Genomic DNA, 17206 nt, shown 5'->3' on the forward strand with positions numbered 1-17206 from the left:
TGTAATCAGTTCCCCGGGTCCCACCACCCCCGAACGGGGGTGAAGGCGGCGTCCCGCCCGAGGAGAGCCGGAGGCCCTGCCCCCGGCGGAGAGGAGCGGCCGCGTGCCGGAGCCGGTCGAGGCAGTGGACATGCGGGCAGCGCTGTTGCGGATGCGCCGCGCCACCGGGCTGCCGGTCGCGTTCGGCGGCCTGCTGACGGATACCGGGCAGCTGCGCATCGCCGAACTCAGCGGTACGGCGACACCGGCGCTGCGCGGCCTCGCGGTATCGGCCGGCAATGGTCTCGGCGGCAAGTCGATAGCGCTGTCGCGGCCGTGCGCGGTGACCGACTACCGCTCCTCGCTCCACATCAGCCATGAGTACGACACGGCGGTGGGCGCGGAAGGGCTGCACGCGGTGCTCGCCGTGCCGGTGGTGGTGCGGCGGAAGGTACGCGGTGTGCTGTACGGGGCGGTACGCGAGCGGCTGTCGTTCGGCGACCGGACGTACAACGCCGCGGTCGAGGCGGCCCGCGACGTCGAGCAGTCGCTGGCGGTGCGCGACGAGGTGCAGCAGCGGCTGGCGGCGGCGCGCGAACCGGTGGCCGGGCCCGGCGCGTGGGAGCAGGTACGCGAGGCGCACAGTGAACTGCGCGCGCTGGCGACACGCGTCGCGGACCGGGAGCTGCGCGATGAGCTTCTCGCCGTCTGCGCCCGGCTGGCCGGTGGCGGTGGCGGTGGCGGTGGCGGAGCCGGGCTCGAACGGCCGGTCGCCCTGGCGCCGCGCGAGGTGGACGTGCTGGCCTGGGTGGCGACCGGCGCGACTAACGCGGCGGCCGGCGCTCGGCTGGGGATGAAGCCGGAGACCGTGAAGGGCTATCTGCGGTCCGCGATGCGCAAGCTGGGGGCGCACACCCGGCTCGAAGCGGTCGTGGCGGCCCGCCGGGCGGGCCTGCTGCCGTAACATCCCGGCCGAAGCCATGAGAAAAGCCCCATGGGGAAGCCCCTGGAGGACAGGCGCCGGCGCCTTCCGTCCGACTTCACCGCGAGTTCCTACGACTTACAACTCACGACTCACGATTTACCACTCACGACTTACGGAGCAGGCATGACGTACTCATCCGCCGGGCAGCTGGTCGTCGGGCCGGCGGCCGAGGAGGACTGGCCCGTCATCAGCGGGTGGGCGCACGACGAGGGCTGGAACCCGGGGATCAGCGACGCGCGGAGCTTCTTCGCCCAGGACCCCGAAGGGTTCTTCCTCGGACGCATCGAAGGAGAGCCCGTCTCCGCTGTCTCGGTCGTCAACTACAGTGCGCGCTACGCGTTCCTCGGCTGCTATCTGGTCCGCCCGGACCTGCGGGGACGCGGCCACGGCCTGGCCACCTGGCAGGCCGGGCAGGCCCACGCGGGAAGCCGGATCATCGGCCTGGACGGGGTCGTGGCCCAGCAGCACAACTACCGCAAGTCGGGGTTCGCACTCGCCCACAGCACCTTCCGCCACACCGGCGTCCTGCCGCCCCGCGAGTCGACGGGCGTACGGCCGGTCCGGCCCGGGGACCACGAGGCCATCGCGGCGTACGACAGCGCGTGCTACCCGGCCGACCGCCCGTACTTCCTGAAGCACTGGCTGACCACGGAAGGGCACCGCGCGTTCGTACGGTGCGTCGAAGGGCGCCTGACCGGGTACGCGGTGATCCGCCCGGCGGCCGGCGAAGTCCTCCGTATCGGGCCGCTGTTCGCCGATTCGCCCGCGGACGCCGAGGCGCTGTACGGGGCGCTGGCGAACGAGGCCGGTACGGCGCAGGTCGCCGTGGACGTCCCCGAGTCCAATGCGGCGGCCGTCGCACTGGTCGGGTCGCTGGGCCTCACGCCCTCCTTCGAGACGGCCCGCATGTACACGGGCCCGATCCGTCCGGTCGCCGACCAGTGCGTCCACGGAGTCACCACACTCGAACTCGGGTAGAGCCGGCCGGTCTTACTTGTCGGCGGTGAGTCTGCCGCCGATGGCGCAGCTGTCGGTGGGAACCTCCTGGATCCTCGCCGAGTCCGGTGCTCGGTCCCCAGCCGCAGCGTGGTGCGCGGCGCGACGGCCGCCCGGCCTCACGCGTCGAGGGCGCCGAACCCGATGTCGTGGACCCCTGCCTCCGTCATGCCGGTGAGCATCCGCTCGCCCTCGTCCGCCAGGGCGGCCCGGTCGGCACGGGTGAGCCGGGCGAACGGCTCGATGCGGAGCGTGGCCGTGGCCCGGTGCTCCTTCAGGCGCCAGATTCCGGCGAGAAACCCGTCGAGCAGGAAGCTGCCGAAGACCTGGTTGCCCACGCCGTTGCGGCCCCGGTACTCGGCGGGGATGACCCGCGTACGGTCCGCGTGGGCGAGCAGCAGATTGTCGAACTCGGGCAGGAAGCGCGGTGGCGCGGGGGTGTCCTCGTCCGGCCGGGGCGCGTCGGCCAGATCGAAGAGCTCGGCGCCACCGGGGCCCCGGAAGGTGATCAGCTGCGGCCGCAGCCGCTCGAACACACCGGCCAGCCGGGTCAGTCCCGCCCACTTCTGCATGTCCTTGACCGAGGCGGGCCCGAAGGCCCGCAGATAGCGCAGCACGGTCTCGTCGGGTGCGGGGGCGGGCTCCGACGCCCGGCCGAGCCACTTCCCGACGGTGGTGAGCGCGACCTGCCCGCTGCGGCCCCACAGGCCGCGCGGGGTCACCTGCACGAGCGGCAGGCGGCAGCGGGCGGCGACGGCGAGGGCGAGGGGGTCGGCATCCGGCCACTCCTTGAGCAGGTGCTCCCTGAGCTCCTTCAACGTGCGGGGACGCTCCTCCACCAGGTCGCGCGCCAGCTCGGCCAGCCGGTCGACGTCGACCCCGGACAGCCCGGCCCGGAAGGCTTTCAGCTCACGTTCGCGTGCGGCCTGGACGAGCGGCCGCAGAGTGAGGGCGTCGTCGGCGGTGTGCAGATGAATGGTGGAGCGCATGGTCACCATCCGTACGGCCGCACGGCTCTCCAGCAGCTCCGACAGCTCGTACGGGTCGAAATCCGCGAGCCGGGACCAGAGTTGGAAATACGGCGGCCTGGTGTTCTGCGCCTGGAGCCCCAGCAGCCGCGCGACGGCCTCCTCCGCGGGCAGCTCGGCGCGGCGCAGCAGAAGCTGGCGTTCCAGGGTGGCGCGGTTGAGTGCGCGGGTACTGATCGGGCCCATGCGGGGCACGCTACCCGGGCGCTCGGACACCGGCGACGGCCATGGCTTGCGGCCACCCGCGACAGGCCGGCGGCGGAAGCGTCGTCCGCCGCCACCAGCACGATCTTCGCGTGCGGGGCCACGGAGTGGGCCCACTCGATGTCGAGGGCCTCCTCCTGCCAGTTGTCGTCGGCGGCCCCCGCCTGGTTGAAGGTGCAGCGTCCGCACGGCGAGGAAGGTGGCCGGCATCGGGTTCCGCCGGTGTCAGTGCGACTTCGGTGGGTTCTTCGTGTCGAAAGCGAAGAGCGTGTTCTTGGCCGCGGCCACGATCACCGCACGCCCCGCGACCGTCACACGCGGGCTCGCGCCCTGCTCGCCCGTCAAGCCGTCGGCCTGCGGGTCCGTTGTCCACAGGGGTTCGCCATCACTCGGTGACAGCGCGACCACCCGGCCGGTGGCCGAGCTGAGGTACAGCGCCCCGGCTCCCGCAACAGGACCCGACGCGCCCTCCACGCCCGTCTGCCGCGACCACTTCTCCTCGCCGGTCGCGGGGTCGAGGGCCGTGATGAGACCGGTCTGCCCGCTCACGTAGACAGCGCCTTGCGCCATGCCGGGCGTCCCCTCGTACGTCTTTGCCAGCCGGGAGTACGTGACCTTCCCGGAGGCCGGGTCGAGCCGCGCCACCCCGTCGTAACCGGTCAGCGCCGTTCCGTCCATGTGCTCCTGAAGGAGTACGAGCCTGCCGTCGGCGACGCCCATCGGGACGGCGGGCCCCCTGACCGCGATACGCCTGCCCAGGGCCCCCGAAGCGCGGTCGAGCGTATGCAGGGAAGGGTGGCGCACCTCTGACGCGTTCACCTCCGTATCCGTCGCGCACATCGCGTAGAGCCGTGCGCCGGCCGGAACCGGCGCGCACTGCGTGCCCACGGGGAACGGCTCCGTCCAGGCCACCTTGCCGCTGTGCGCGTCCCGGGCCTCGAAGCGGGAGTCGGAGGCATCGACCGTCACGACGGTGGAGCCGACCACCACGGCGTCCAGGCTCCGTCCCGTGACGGCCGTGGCCTGCGCACCGGACGGCACGGACCACAGTTCCCGGCCCTTGTCCGCGTCGATGGCCACCACTTCGGTGGCAGGGCCCTGCGTGGCGCCCTCGGGGGCGAAGCGGTAACCGAGCACCGTGTCGTCGGTGGCGCCCACCAGGTGCAAGCCCTGAACAGGGACGCCCGGACTCTTCACCTTCCACACCTGCGAGCCGTCCACGGCCCTGATACGGGTCGCGACGACTCCGCCGCCCCCGCAGAACACCGCGCCGCCGCGCGCGACGCAGCGCAGCTCGTCGGGGATGTCCTTGCGGCCGCCCTGCACGGTCCGGTGCCACGGCTCGAAGCCGTCCGGGAGTCCGGCACCCGGCACACCCGGCGCCGCAGCCCTGTTCCTAGCGTCGTCGCCGCTGCTCCCACCGAAGCCACCGCCCGTCACCGCGGCGACCCCGCCGCCGATAGCCGCCACGGCGACCGCGGTGGCGAGCACGGGACGCCACCGGCGGCGCAGACGCCGGCCGATGGCGGTTCCGGTGCTCCGTGTATCGGGACCGGCGAGGGCGGTGGCCGGGGTGATCGGCGGCGGGGTGGCCTGCGTCGAGAGGTGATGCTGGGTGTTCGTGTCGCGGGTGCGGCCGGCGCCGGCCCCGTCCACGCCGGTCCCGCCGAGGTCGGCAGGCAGGTCCCGCAGCAGTACGAGGAGTTCATCCGCCGTGGGGCGCTCCTCCGGGACCTTCTCCAGGCACGACTCGACGACCGCTCGCAGAGTCATGGGCACGGAATCCAGCGACGGCTCCTCGTGCACCACTTGGTACGCGGTCATGTACGGGCTGTCCGCGTCGAAGGGCCCCTGCCCCGTCGCCGCGTACACCAGCAGCGTCCCGAGTGAGAAGACATCGGACCGCGGTCCGACACCACGCGGCGCCTGCAGCTGTTCCGGCGACATGAAGGGTGGCGTACCGATGACTCGCCCCGTCATCGTCAGCGTCTGCTGGTCCACCGCGCGCGAGATGCCGAAGTCGATGACGCGCGGCCCCTCGGGCGAGAGCACGACGTTCGATGGCTTCAGGTCACGGTGGACGACGCCCACACGGTGGATGTCGCGCAGCGCCTCCGTCAGACCGATGGCGAGCCTCCGCAGTTCCGAACCGGTCAGCGGGCCCTTCGCGGCGATGTGCTGGGCGAGCGTGTGCCCCTCGATATAGGCCGTCGCCATCCACGGCTGCTCGGCCTCCGGGGCGGCGTCGACCACGGCGGCGGTGAACGCGCCGCTCACCCGCCTCGCTGCAGCCACCTCCTGCCGGAAACGGATCCGGAACTCGTCGTCCGCCGCGAACTGCTGGTGGATCAGCTTGATCGCGACAGCCCGCCCCGAACTCGTACGGGCCAGAAAGACAGTGCCCATGCCGCCCGAGCCGAGCCGCGCCTCAAGCGGATAGCCGCCGATCTCGGCCGGATCACCTCCACGCAGCGACACTCTTCCCAACCTCTCGTCCCCCGTGCACCTCTGCCACCACGGGCCTGGATACCTGTTCTGCTCACAAACTAGCCGCTGGGCGGTAGGGCAGAGCAAAGCGGGTGACGAACAGGGCCGCAGGCAGCCAGAACGAACCTGCTGGAGGATCTCAGCCAATTCCCCGTGGCCTCTGCACCTTCTTTTGTCTACAGGAGTACAGGCAAACCACGCTGCGCGTTCAGTGCGATACCCAGTGTGACGGTGGCGCGGTGATGGCCGCACCCCAGCGAGCCGCCCGACGTCCGCGTGGGGCAGCGCCGAAGAAGAGATCAGGAGCGCGTTATGGGAAAGCCGGAGTTCGCTGCCAAGTCGGATGCCACCTGCGACGGCCCGTATGTGATGAAGAAGCTGCCCGAGGTCACTCTGGCGTTCTGGATCACGAAAATCACCGCGACCACCCTCGGGGAGACAGCCGGAGACCTGTTCTCACAGACGCTGCGAATGGGCTACTTCCTCACCACGGTTGCACTGTTCATGCCGTTCGTGGCCACCCTGATCGTGCAGCTGCGCTCCCCTCGGTACAACCCGGTCTTCTACTGGACCGTGATCCTCTCCACCAGCATGGCCGGACCACACAAGCGGACCATCGCGTGGGACACGCAGCTCGCTCAGGGCTGTCCGGGCGGTACGGCGAGCGGGGGCGGCCGTGCTCGAAGAGCTTGACCACGGAGTGGCCAGGACACGGACCGGGTCAGCGCTGCGGACGTCGGCGGACGAGCACCCCGGCGATCACCAGCAGCAGCGCTCCGCCCGCCACGTACCAGACGGCCGACGGGCCGGTCTTGGCGAGTCGGTGACGTGGCCTGCGTGCGGGTCCGGCCGGCGAGCGGGTCGGCAGGGCGGCGGCTTCCGGTACATCACCGCCCGTCGTGGGGAGACCGGTCGCAAGCGTGGAGTCCCACGGCCGGTACGAGCACCGCTCGCCCGGGATCCGGATGTATTCGGGGGCGTGCCAGGTGGCGGCGTTGTTGACGACGGCCGGGTCGTTGCCCCCCGCCGGTCGCCACGCCGGCGTCGGCGGGGTGGCGGAGTCCCGCCCGGTGGCGCCCGCGGGGTCCGTGCCCACCGGTCCCGTACCGGTCGGCGGCAGCCCGTCAGGGTGTCCTTCGGGATGCTCGGGGTGTCCTTCGTTCAGCGAGAGGTGCGACCGTGAACGGGGGATGAGGCTGTGCTGACCAGCCGTCAGTCGGCCGCTGTCCTCGGGCCAGAACACCGAGCGGCCGTACGCCGGCTGCTCGCCCCCACCCCGTACCCGGATACCGGTGGAGTCCCGTCCGCCGTCGCTGCCGGCTGCCTCGATGAGCAGGGCCGTCGGGTGGTAGTCCACGGGGGCGGTGAACACGCTGGGTGTGTGCAGTGCGACGTGGTAGCCGTGCCCGGCGGGGGCGCCACCGGCGGCCATCGCCCGGTCTCGCTCGGTGGGAGCGGCGGCCGGACACATGGCACAGGCGGTCACGGAGAGAAGGCTGGTGCGACTCATGCCCGGCACGTTAAGCACACGATTTACGGCTCACCGGGGTGTTGAGCTCCGCCGGGGACGAATGCCCTCCGCACGGGTGCGCCGGGTCCGCCGGATGGCGGGTGAAGGACGCCGCTCGATCACTTGACTCCGCGGATGCGCCTGACCGCGGGGATGCCGAGGAGCGCGAGCACGATCCCGGAGACGAAGAGCGCCGGGTAGTCGCTGCCGCCGGTGCCGAGCAGGGCGGGTGCGTAGACCGGAACCAGGGAGCTGGGCAGGGTGACGGCAATGTTGACCACGCCCATGTCCTTCGCGGCGTCCTGTTCGCTGGGCAGGACGGAGCTGGGCAGGGTGTAGTGCCCGCTGTAGAAGAAGCCCATACCGAAGCCGAGTACGGTCGCGCCGGTGAACATGCCGGTCATCGAGCGCGTGGTGATGAGGATGAGGAATCCGGCGGTGGCCAGGATCCCGGCGAAGACCATGTAGAACTTCCGCCGGTGGAACCGGTCGGCCAGCCATCCGGAGACGAGGGCCGTGAGCGCGCTCGTTCCGTTGATGACGAGGGTGAGGACGAACGTCAGGCCGGGGAGGCTGGATTCGCTGATGTGCAGGTAGTCGGAGAGGTAGTAGACCTCGTAGGTCACGAAGGTCATGATCGCGGTGGAGACCAGAAGAATGCTGAGGATCGCCCAGCCGAAGTCGGGGCTCTTGCGGGGGTTGAACCAGAAGGTACGCAGGAACTGCCCCGCGTTCCAAGGCGGTTGGTCTGCCGGGTCCAGCCGTCGGTCCTTGAGCCTGGCGCACAGGAGGAGCACCGTCACGGCGGCTACGGCCATCGGTGCCAGGATCATCGCCCGGGGTGCGGTGGTGGCCAGGCGTTGCGCGATCCAGGTGCCGAAGATCAGTCCGACGGGGTAGCAGACGCCCATCAGGCCGCCGACGACTCCGCGTTGACGTGCGGGTATCTGGTCGGGGAGTACGGCGACGAGCGGGGCCAGCAGCGCGTTGAAGAAGATCTGGGCCACGCACCAGCCGATGAGGACCGTACCGGTGTTCCCCGCGCAGGCGACGAGCGCCAGGCCGGCTCCGCCGCCGATGAGGCCCACGATCATCCATGGGCGGCGCATACCGAACCGCGAGGTCGTGCGGTCGCTGAGCTTCCCGAAGAGGGGGTTGGCGATGACGGCGCACAGCGCGCCGACGCTCAGGACCAGGGAGAGCGCGCCGACCTTGCCCGCGGGGTCGATCTGCTGGACCTTCAGCGCCAGCGAAACGACGGACGGGGTGATGATCGCGACGTAACTGCCGAAGAGGGCCAGGATGAAGAGGGCGATGAGGGTTCCGCTCGCACGCGCCGGGGCAGCGGAGACGGACGGAGGGAGCTCACCTGACTTCTCCGGTGAGCTGACGACTCTGTCACTCATTGGTACGCCTTTCGACGGGCCAAAGCGACCCTTGTACGGGGCCGGGTGGGGCCTGGCAGGGGATGTCCTCGGTGGAAGCCCGGGCGCGAGGCTCACCGGAAGGGCCGCGACGGGCTGAGCGGCGGGGGGCGCCGCTCAGCACGCCGGATGTGCTGTTACGGGAGAACAGCGGGAGCGGTTGTTACGGGAAGACGGTCGAGAGGGACTGCTCGATGAATTCGCGGGCCGCCGTGATCTCCGTGACGGGGTCGGCGACCGCGTCCAGTTCCAGCAGGGCGAGGTCGGTGAAGCCGATCTCGCGCATGAGGCGGCCCCATGCGAACCAGTCGACGGAACCGGCGCCGACCCTGCGGAAGTACTCGCGGTGGCTGTCGTGGATCGAGTCGTCGATGGGAACCCGCAGCGGGGCGGGGCCGGTCGCGTCCTTCCAGTGCGAGATGACCACGCGTTCGCGGTGGCGGGAGACGATCTGCGTGGGCTCGCCCCCGGAGAGCGCCAGATGGCCGGTGTCCGGACACAGGCTGACGAACAGCGGATCGGTGAGGGCCATCAGCAGGTCGACGTCGCGGGCCGTGCAGAAGCTGGAGTGCGCCTCGGTGTGCAGCGCGGTGGTCACGCCCTCCTGGAGGCTGGCGCGGCCGACCACATGGGCGATGTCGGCGACGTTCTTGAGGAAGTCGAAATCGTTGAACTGCGGGGGCTCGGCGTTCCAGGTCGTACGCATCGGCGGCGCGGCGACCAGCACGTCACCGCCCGCCTCCTTGATGAAACGGGCATAGGCGGCAGCGCTGTCGGCTATCTCGCCCCGATCGGCGTCCGGCTGCCAGCTTCCTTCGAGGTAGAAGGCGCTCTTCAACTCCATTCCACGGCCGTCGAGTTCCTTCTTGAACTCGGTGGCCGAGCCGAAGGCGCGGCGGATGCTGCCGATGTCCGCCGGGCCGAAGGTGACCTCAAGGCTGGTGACGCCGGCGGCTGCGGCCGAGTCGAGGATCTTGCGCCAGACCGCGTCGGGGTCGCGGTCCGAGAGCTCCTGGATGGCCTTCTCGTCGGGCAAATTCCAGAACGACGGGTTGTAGAAGGTGATCAGGTCGACGCCGAACTTGGGTGTGTTGCTGCTCATACGGTTGCCGCTCCTTGTTTCAGTTCTCCGTGTGCTGCGTGTACTGCGTGTGCTGCCTGTACTTCGTGTGCTGCGTGTGCTGCCTGTTGGGCGTGCGTTGGTGTGTCGCGGGGGCTCCGCCGCTGTTCACTCCGTCTGGGGCATTGCCGCGGGGCGTTCGGCGGTCGAGGCGAGCTCCACGACCCGCCGCGAGCGACTGGAGGTCTCCACCGATTCGAGCGCTTCCAGTACGTGGAAGGCGAGTTCGGCCGATGCGCGGTGCGGTGCGCCGTCCACGGCACCGGCAAGGTCGTCGACACCGGCGCCGCGCAGCATCTGGACCTCCATGTCGAGCGGGCCCGACGGCGGGAGGACCGGCGGCAGGGCCCGCCACTGCCCGTCGTGGTTGCCCCGGAGCTGCACGTCGCCGTCGAAGCCGTTCGGGTCGGGGATCGTCAGGGTCCCCTCGGTGCCGTAGACCTCGATGAACGGCAGGTGGTGGTTCCACACGTCGAAGCTCATCTGGAGCGAGCCGATGACGCCGGAGGCGAAGCCGAGGACGGCTGCCGCGTGCGTGGGTGTGGTCACCTCGATGCGCTCGACCGCGCGGTCCGGGCTCGTCACCTTGCGTACGGGCGCACCGATCCGGCTCAGGGCGGAGACGGTCGTGATCGGGCCGAGGAGGTTGACCAGGCTCGTCAGGTAGTACGGGCCCAGGTCGAGGCCGGGCCCGCCGCCGGGCGCGAAGAGGAATCCCGGGTTCGGGTGCCAGGTCTCGGCCTTGCTGTGGGTGACGAAGGCCGTCGCGCCCACCGGTTGGCCGATCAGCCCGTCGTCGAGCGCCTTGCGCGCCGTCTGGGCCGCGCTGCCGAGGAACGTGTCGGGCGCCGAGCCGAACAGGACACCGGTCTCGCCGGCCAGCGCGGTCAGCGGCGCGGCCTCAGCGACGGTCGCGGCGACGGGCTTCTCGACGTAGACGTGCTTACCCGCTCGGATGGCCTGGGCGGAGACCGCGGCGTGCGCGAGCGGCGGGGTGATGTTGACGACGATGTCTATGCCGGGGTCGGCGAGCAGCGCGTCGACCGAGTCGTACGCCCTGATCCCGTGCTCGGCTGCGGCCTTGAGCGCGCGGGCGTGGTCCAGGTCGGCGCAGCCGGTCAGGCGCAGGCGCGGGTAGCGGGCCATGCCGTGGACGTACCGGTCGAAGATGTTGCCGGTGCCGATGATGCCGACACGGGCGGGTTGTGCGGGTGAGAAGGTCACGGAGCGCTCCACATCACTGGTGCTGTTGAGGGGTGTCGGGTACCGCAAGTGGGGTGTCACGGCTCGGGTTTGGGGCCGCATGCCGCAAGTCGCGTATCGGGACGGCCTGGTCAGCCGACGATCAGGGGGCGCAGGGTGCGGTAGGCGATGTCCAGGCCCTGCTTGGTACGGGTCTCCTCGCCGCCCCAGACGGGGTCCTCGTGCTCGACGGAGAGGGTGCCGGTGAAGCCTGCCTCGTACAGCCGGTCGACCACGCGCACCCAGTCGACCTGGCCGAGGCCCGGGACGCGGTAGCGCCACCAGCCCATGTCCCAGGGGTTGCCGCTCCGGTCCACGGCCGGGCCGAAGTGCCCCCAGCGCCGGCGGTCGTCCGGCCGCAGCTCCACGTCCTTGGCCTGGGCGTGCGCGATGTGCTCGATGTAGGGCGCGATGGTCTCGACCGGGTCGATACCGATCCAGGTGAGGTGTGAGGGGTCCCAGTTGAGGTACAGGCCGAGCGAGAACATCCACTCCCACAGCTCCGGCGAGTAGGCGAGGTTGCCCGGGTAGCCGTCGGGGTGCCAGCCCTCCATCACGCAGTTCTCGATCAGGAGCTTCACGCCGCGCTCCCCCGCGTACTCGACCAGCGGCGGGAAGATCTTCTCGGCCTCGGCCAGGTTCTGCGCGACGGACCGGTTCCAGTCGCGGCCGATGAACGTACCGACGTGGGACACCTCCAGGACCGCGGCCGCGTCGATCGCGTGCCGCAGATGCGTACGGATCTCCTCGCGCCGGCCCGTGTCGGGGTGCAGGTTGTTCTCGTAGTACGCCAACGCCGATATGTCCAGGCCGTGTTGGGTCAGGACCGCGCGGGTGGCATCGGCCTCGCGTGGGCCGAAACCGGCCACCGGCAGATGCGCTGCCTCGAAGTCCCGCCCGCCGGTGCCGGGCCACACGGCGACCTCAAGGGCCTCGTACCCCCGCGCCGCGGCCCATCCCGCGATCTGCTCCAGAGAGAGCTGCGGCAGGCAGGCGGTCAGCATTCCGAGTTTCATACGGCGTACTCCTTGGCGGTCGCGGAGGTTACGGGGGTCGCGGCGGTCACGGTCTTCGCGGCGGCCGCCCTGCCGACGGGGGTCCAGGCCAGGGAGCGGGATGAGTCGAGGACCGCTTCGACCAGCCGCGCCGAGCGCACCCCGTCGGCGGCCACCGGCAGCCCCTCCGGCGCGGCGCCGTCGGCCGCCGCGTAGGCATCGGCGACGAAAGCGCGGAAGCAGTCCGCGTACCCCTGCGGGTGTCCTGCGGGCAGCGTGGCCAGCCGCCGCTGTTCCGGGCTGCCCCGGCCGGGGTCGCGCACCACCACCCTGGCCCCGTCGGACATACCGAGCCACACGGTCTCGGGCTGCTCCTGGTCGAAGACGGCGCTCGATCCGGCGCCGTCCAGTTCGAACCAGAGGCGGTTCTTCCGGCCGGCCGAGACCTGCGAGACGGTGAGTGTGCCCAGTACGCCTTCGTCGGTGCGCAGCAGTACGGCCGCCGCGTCCTCGGTACGGACCGGCCTGCGGGGCGCGCCGGGTGCGTCGTCGGCGGGGCGCTCGGGGACGGTGGTCGCCAGCCGCGCCGAGACCTCGGTGAAACGCACTCCGGCCACCCACTCGACCAGGTCGCACCAGTGCGAGCCGATGTCGGCGAACGCCCGGGAGGGGCCGCCCCGTTCGGGGTCCACGCGCCACCCGGTGGCGTCCGCGTCGAGCATCCAGTCCTGCAGATAGCTGCCGTGCAGGAGTTGCCAGGCGCCGAACTCGCCCGCCCGTGCCCTTGCCCGGATCTCGCGGACCAGTGGGTGGTAGCGGTAGACGAACGGCACGGCCAGCAGACGTCCCGTCTCCTGCGCTACGGCGGCCAGCCGTTCGGCGTCCGCCACCGAAGTGGCGAGCGGTTTCTCGCAGATGACGTGCTTCCCGGCGCGCAGCGCGGCCTCGGCCTGGGTGGCGTGCAGCCCGTTCGGGGTGCAGACGTGCACCACGTCCACGCTCTCGTCGGCGAGTGCTGCCTCCAGCTGCGGATAGCCGCGCGGGATCCCCCACTCCGCGGCGACCTGCGCGCCGCGCTCGGGTGAGGACGCGACCACCCCGCGCACTTCCGCGCCTGCTCCCCGCACCGCCTGGGCGTGTACCCCGGCGATCATGCCGGTGCCGACGATGGCTGCTCCCTTGTACCCGCGGGACATCTGGAGGACCTTCCTGTTGCTTTCGTTCAGTCGGACGGTGATCGGTACCCCTGCCCGACGAATTCCAGCCTTCTTCAGCCCGTTGACAAGCACAAGACGCCGGTTTTAGTTTTCTGGAGTGCATAAAGATGGCGACACTGAGAGCTCTGAAGCCTTAAGCGGTCCGGCCGTGAACTCCGCGACCGTCGCTCTGCGCCGGATACTCGGCGCCGTGGCCTCCGGGGAGGCCACCAGCCGCGCGGAGATCGCCCGCCGCACCTCACTGGCCCGCTCCACGGTGGGACAGCAGGTCGACCAGCTGCTGCGGCGCGGCATCCTGGAGGAGACCGAGGTCGGCGCCTCGGTACGGGGCCGGCCTCCCCGGGTGCTCTCGATCGGCCCGCACGCGGGGACCATCGCCGTCGCGGATGTGGACGTCAGCGAGACCAGGGTCGTCGTCGCCGACCTCAGCCGCCGGATTCTCGCCCGCGACGTGATCGCCGTACCGGTCGAGGACGGCCCGGCCGCCGTGCTCGGCGCGGTCACCGCCCGGCTGTGCGAGCTGCTCCAGGAGCACGCCGGGGGACGGGATTCGGTGCGCGAGGTCGTCGTCGGGCTGCCGGGCCCGGTGGACTTCCAGCACGGCTGCGCCGTACGGCCGCCGATCATGCCCGGTTGGGACGCCTTCCCGGTCGGCGCCTATCTGCGCGAACGCTTCCACGCCCCTGTCGTGGTGGACAACGACGTCAATCTGATGGCGCTCGGCGAAGCCGAACGGCACGATGTCGACGCGCCCCTGCTCGCGGTCAAGGTCGGGGCCGGAATCGGTGCCGGGATCATCACCGCGGACGGCCGGGTCCACCGCGGCGCGGACGGAGCCGCGGGCGACATCGGCCACTTGCGGGCTTCCAGCCACTCCGAAACCCTGTGCAGCTGCGGCAAGACCGGCTGTGTGGAGGCCGTTGCCTCACACCACGCCGTGCTGCGCGACCTGGGATTCCTTGCCGGGCCGGGCGATGCGGCGGCGGGCGCCCGGCTGCTGGCCGGAGCCGTCGCCAACGGTGACCCCCGGGCCCTCTACCGCATCCGGCAGGCCGCGACCGAGATCGGCGAAGTCGTCGCCATGCTGGTGCACATGTACAACCCGCGCACCCTGGTACTCGGCGGCCCGATGAGCGAACAGCGCGACGAACTGCTCTCCGGCGTGCGCGCCGTCGTCTACCAGCGGGCCCTTCCGCTGGCCACCCGCAGGCTGACCATCACCACCACCGAACCTGGGTCGGAGCCCGGCCTGACCGGCGCTGTCGCCCTGGCCGCCCGCGACATCTTCAGCCCCGACGGCATCACGCGCCTGCTGCAGTCCCAGCCGCACATCTGACTGCGGCCTGCCGCCGACCAGCGTACGAAGCAATGCGGTTGAAGCACGGCACTGCCTTCATCGAGTACTGCTCCGAGAACCTGCCGTCCGCGGGCCCGAAGGCTGGTTCAACCGGTCTTGCGTGCCACCCCGCCGTAGAAGCCGATCTTGTCGGACCCGGCCGGCGGCGGGGCGCCCGGGCGCCAGAACGGCACCTGGACCATGCCTGGTTCGATGAGTTCGAAGCCGTCGAAGAACCGCTCCACCTCTGCCCGGGAGCGCAGGTTCAGGGAGGCGGTGGCGTTGTTGTAGACAGCCTGGGCCGCACTTCGGTCGGCGAAGTCGCTCGTGGCGTGCGAGAGCACCAGGAAGCTGCCGGCCGGCAGGGCGTCGCGCAGGGTGGCGACCACCTGCCCGGGCTTGTCGGCGTCGGTGAGGAAGTGGAGGATGGCGATGAGGAGCACGGCGACCGGCTCATCGAAGTCGATGACCCGGCGGATGTCGGGGTGGTCCAGGATGGCCCGTGGGTCGCGCAGGTCGGCGAGCACGACGCTGGTCGCGCCGGAGGGGCTGAGCAGCGCGTTGGCATGGGCGTTCACGATGGGGTCGTTGTCGACGTACGCGATGCGCACGTCCGGCGCCACTTCCTGGGCGGTCTCGTGCACGTTCGGCGAGGTGGGCAGCCCGGTGCCGACATCGAGGATCTGCCGGACGCCGCTGCCGATCACGTATCTGACGGCGCGTCGCAGGAAGGCCCGGTTCGCCCGTACCCCGATCCGCACCTCGGGCGCCGCGGCGGCCAGTTGCTCGGCCGCCTGCTGGTCGACCTGGTAGTTGTCCTTGCCGCCCAGCAGATAGTCGTAGATCCGGGCAGGGTGCGGCCTGCTGGTGTCGATCCCGTCGGCACGGAAGCCGTCCTGTCTCACGCTGCGCCCCTCTCGATGACCGCCCCGGCTCCCCGCCGGCGAGCGGTTGCCGACAGCTTCCCACATCAACTTCACTGCGCATGACCGCAGTTCCCGACGTCAGGGCTGCGGTCCTGATCGCGTTGCCCGGGAGGGGTTCCGGCGTTCCGGGTCGGCGGCGTCCGGGTCAGGCGAGGTCGAGCAGCTGCTCGTAGAATCCGCCGAAGCGGTTTTCCTCATCGACCAGATGGATCTCCAGGATCCAGTGGCAGCGCCATCCGGCCCGGTCGGTGCGGCGGAGCGGGGTGTCGTTGTCGGGCGCGATGTACGACTCCACTTTCGCCCCGTCGATCGTCTCGTGCGGGAACTCCCCGACCAGATGGCCCGCGTGCCAGCCGCCCAGCGTCCAGCCCGCGTCGGCGGCCAGCCGCTCGACCTCCGCGTACAGCTGCTTCCCCGTGATGTCCGGAGCGGCCCGGAACACCTCCCGGCCCGCCGCGAACACCGTCGCCAGGTCGTCGCGCAGCCGCTGCTTGTGAGGGTCGCCGCCGAGGACGAAGGTGCGTCCGAAGTCCGCCTCGTACTCTTCGAAGATCGGGCCGAAGTCGACGAACGCGATGTCGTCCGCCAGGATCACCCGGTCCGGCGGATTCTCCTGGTACGGGAACATCGTGTGCGGGCCGGAGCGGACGATCCGCTTGTGCCAGTGCTTCGTCGTCCCGAACATGTCGTTCGCGAGGTCCCGGATCCGGTCGCTGACCTCCCGTTCACCGGCGCCCGGCGCCACCAGGCGCCGCGTCTCGACCTCCGCGAAGAGGGCGACCGCCTTGCGCTGCGCCTCCTCCAGCCCGAGCGCGCGAAGTTGCTCGTCCATCCGATCAGGTACCGCCATGGTGCTGTTCCCCTGTTCCCTGGGCCTCTTGTGGTGTCGCGCGCACGATAACGAGCGACCCCTCGTAGTGCGACTGACTTCGCAAGTGGCCGAAGCGCGCGTCCCACGCTCCGGAGTCCAGATCCGCGCGCAGCCGGTCCGTGAACCGCTCGCGCACCCCGTCGTCCACGAAGCTCCATGCCGAGCACGCCTGCCTGGCGGCGGGGTCGAGCAGCATCTCCGGGCGCCCGTAGTACGCCTCGTTGAACCCGTCCGTGCAGTCCAGCGGGATCGGTACGGACTGCACGCCGACGGTACCGCCGAGGGCCTCGGCCATCGTCCCGAGCGCAGGGTAGCGCCGCGCCTCGGTGTCGAGGACCTCGGGGGCGTACTCGTACAGCCAGAAGTTCCTGACCAGCTCCGGATCGCAGGTCAGCACGGCCACCGGGCCACGGGTCACCCGGCGCATCTCCCGCAGGCCCACGTCGACGTCGGACCACTGGTGCACGCTGAAGAGGGTCATCGCCCCGTCGAACTCCCCGTCCGCGAACGGCAGGTTCTCCGCCACCGCGTCCACCGCCCGGGGCAGCCCCGTGGACCGCTGTGCCCGCATCGACTCGGACGGTTCGACCGCCGTGACGGCCACTGCGGCGGACTCGTACGAACCCGCTCCCGCACCCACGTTGACGACGTTTCGGGCACCGCCCAGAGCGTCGGCGATGACCCGGGCGATCCGGGGGTCGGGCCGCCGGTGGTCCGGGTAGCCGGTGCCGATGCTGCCGTAGTCGACATCACCGGCGCTGCCATCAGAGCTGCGGACATCCATGAAGATCCAAACCTCGCCTCGTGAGCAGGGAATCAGAGAAGGAGGGAAGACCGGCCGGACACCAGCCACCGTCTTCGCCTCCGCACCTACCGGGAATCCGTC

Annotated in this window: 15 protein-coding genes; 4 read left to right on the forward strand and 11 right to left on the reverse strand. The window is 70.9% G+C overall.

Annotated elements, in window-relative coordinates; genetic code table 11:
- Positions 1 to 103: 103 nt before the first annotated feature.
- Both OG452_RS05520 and OG452_RS05525 read left to right on the forward strand, forming a co-directional pair.
- The gene (locus OG452_RS05520; RefSeq protein ID WP_327294491.1) at positions 104 to 943 is read left to right on the forward strand and encodes a helix-turn-helix transcriptional regulator; all 840 of its coding nucleotides are present in this window, start codon (positions 104 to 106) and stop codon (positions 941 to 943) included.
- 144 nt (positions 944 to 1087) lie between these two features.
- Positions 1088 to 1942 carry a GNAT family N-acetyltransferase gene (locus OG452_RS05525; RefSeq protein WP_327294492.1) on the forward strand — a complete coding sequence of 285 codons (855 nt, stop codon included), beginning with the start codon at positions 1088 to 1090 and terminating at the stop codon, positions 1940 to 1942.
- Positions 1943 to 2079: 137 nt separating this feature from the next.
- On the opposite strand, the gene OG452_RS05530 is transcribed toward OG452_RS05525, so the two are convergent.
- Positions 2080 to 3174 carry a winged helix DNA-binding domain-containing protein gene (locus OG452_RS05530; protein WP_327294493.1) on the reverse strand — a complete coding sequence of 365 codons (1095 nt, stop codon included), beginning with the start codon at positions 3172 to 3174 and terminating at the stop codon, positions 2080 to 2082.
- Positions 3175 to 3417: 243 nt separating this feature from the next.
- Positions 3418 to 5670, reverse strand: coding sequence for a serine/threonine-protein kinase (locus OG452_RS05535; protein WP_327294494.1), 2253 nt, complete (start codon positions 5668 to 5670; stop codon positions 3418 to 3420).
- 321 nt (positions 5671 to 5991) lie between these two features.
- On the opposite strand from OG452_RS05535, the gene OG452_RS05540 reads away from it, so the two are divergent.
- A complete protein-coding gene (locus OG452_RS05540; protein WP_327294495.1) occupies positions 5992 to 6372 on the forward strand; it encodes a hypothetical protein in 381 nt (126 codons plus the stop codon).
- Positions 6373 to 6400: 28 nt separating this feature from the next.
- Here OG452_RS05540 and OG452_RS05545 read toward each other — a convergent pair whose 3' ends face one another.
- From OG452_RS05545 to OG452_RS05570, 6 genes are all read right to left on the reverse strand, one after another.
- Entirely contained in the window at positions 6401 to 7189 is a 789-nt protein-coding gene (locus OG452_RS05545; protein WP_327294496.1) for an LPXTG cell wall anchor domain-containing protein, read from the reverse strand.
- Between the two features lie 119 nt (positions 7190 to 7308).
- Positions 7309 to 8595 carry an MFS transporter gene (locus OG452_RS05550; protein ID WP_327294497.1) on the reverse strand — a complete coding sequence of 429 codons (1287 nt, stop codon included), beginning with the start codon at positions 8593 to 8595 and terminating at the stop codon, positions 7309 to 7311.
- A 181-nt stretch (positions 8596 to 8776) separates the two neighbouring features.
- Positions 8777 to 9715, reverse strand: a complete 939-nt coding sequence (locus OG452_RS05555) for a sugar phosphate isomerase/epimerase family protein (RefSeq protein WP_327294498.1) — start codon at positions 9713 to 9715, stop codon at positions 8777 to 8779.
- Between the two features lie 126 nt (positions 9716 to 9841).
- Entirely contained in the window at positions 9842 to 10957 is a 1116-nt protein-coding gene (locus OG452_RS05560; RefSeq protein ID WP_327294499.1) for a Gfo/Idh/MocA family protein, read from the reverse strand.
- 110 nt (positions 10958 to 11067) lie between these two features.
- A complete protein-coding gene (locus OG452_RS05565; RefSeq protein ID WP_327294500.1) occupies positions 11068 to 11991 on the reverse strand; it encodes a sugar phosphate isomerase/epimerase family protein in 924 nt (307 codons plus the stop codon).
- A complete protein-coding gene (locus OG452_RS05570; RefSeq protein ID WP_327294501.1) occupies positions 11988 to 13166 on the reverse strand; it encodes a Gfo/Idh/MocA family protein in 1179 nt (392 codons plus the stop codon). Before OG452_RS05570 ends, OG452_RS05565 begins: the two co-directional genes overlap by 4 nt.
- 169 nt (positions 13167 to 13335) lie before the next feature.
- On the opposite strand from OG452_RS05570, the gene OG452_RS05575 reads away from it, so the two are divergent.
- Entirely contained in the window at positions 13336 to 14523 is a 1188-nt protein-coding gene (locus tag OG452_RS05575; RefSeq protein WP_327294502.1) for an ROK family transcriptional regulator, read from the forward strand.
- Between the two features lie 107 nt (positions 14524 to 14630).
- On the opposite strand, the gene OG452_RS05580 is transcribed toward OG452_RS05575, so the two are convergent.
- The 3 genes from OG452_RS05580 to OG452_RS05590 all read right to left on the reverse strand — a co-directional run bounded on the left by OG452_RS05580 (position 14631) and on the right by OG452_RS05590 (position 17104).
- Positions 14631 to 15428, reverse strand: a complete 798-nt coding sequence (locus OG452_RS05580) for an SAM-dependent methyltransferase (RefSeq protein WP_327294503.1) — start codon at positions 15426 to 15428, stop codon at positions 14631 to 14633.
- Positions 15429 to 15594: 166 nt separating this feature from the next.
- On the reverse strand, positions 15595 to 16299 hold the full coding sequence (locus OG452_RS05585) for a M24 family metallopeptidase (RefSeq protein ID WP_327294504.1): 705 nt from the start codon (positions 16297 to 16299) through the stop codon (positions 15595 to 15597).
- On the reverse strand, positions 16286 to 17104 hold the full coding sequence (locus OG452_RS05590) for a class I SAM-dependent methyltransferase (protein ID WP_327294505.1): 819 nt from the start codon (positions 17102 to 17104) through the stop codon (positions 16286 to 16288). Before OG452_RS05590 ends, OG452_RS05585 begins: the two co-directional genes overlap by 14 nt.
- Positions 17105 to 17206: the final 102 nt, after the last annotated feature.

It is taken from the genome of Streptomyces sp. NBC_01197 (genome assembly GCF_036010505.1).
In the GTDB taxonomy this organism is placed as follows: domain Bacteria; phylum Actinomycetota; class Actinomycetes; order Streptomycetales; family Streptomycetaceae; genus Streptomyces.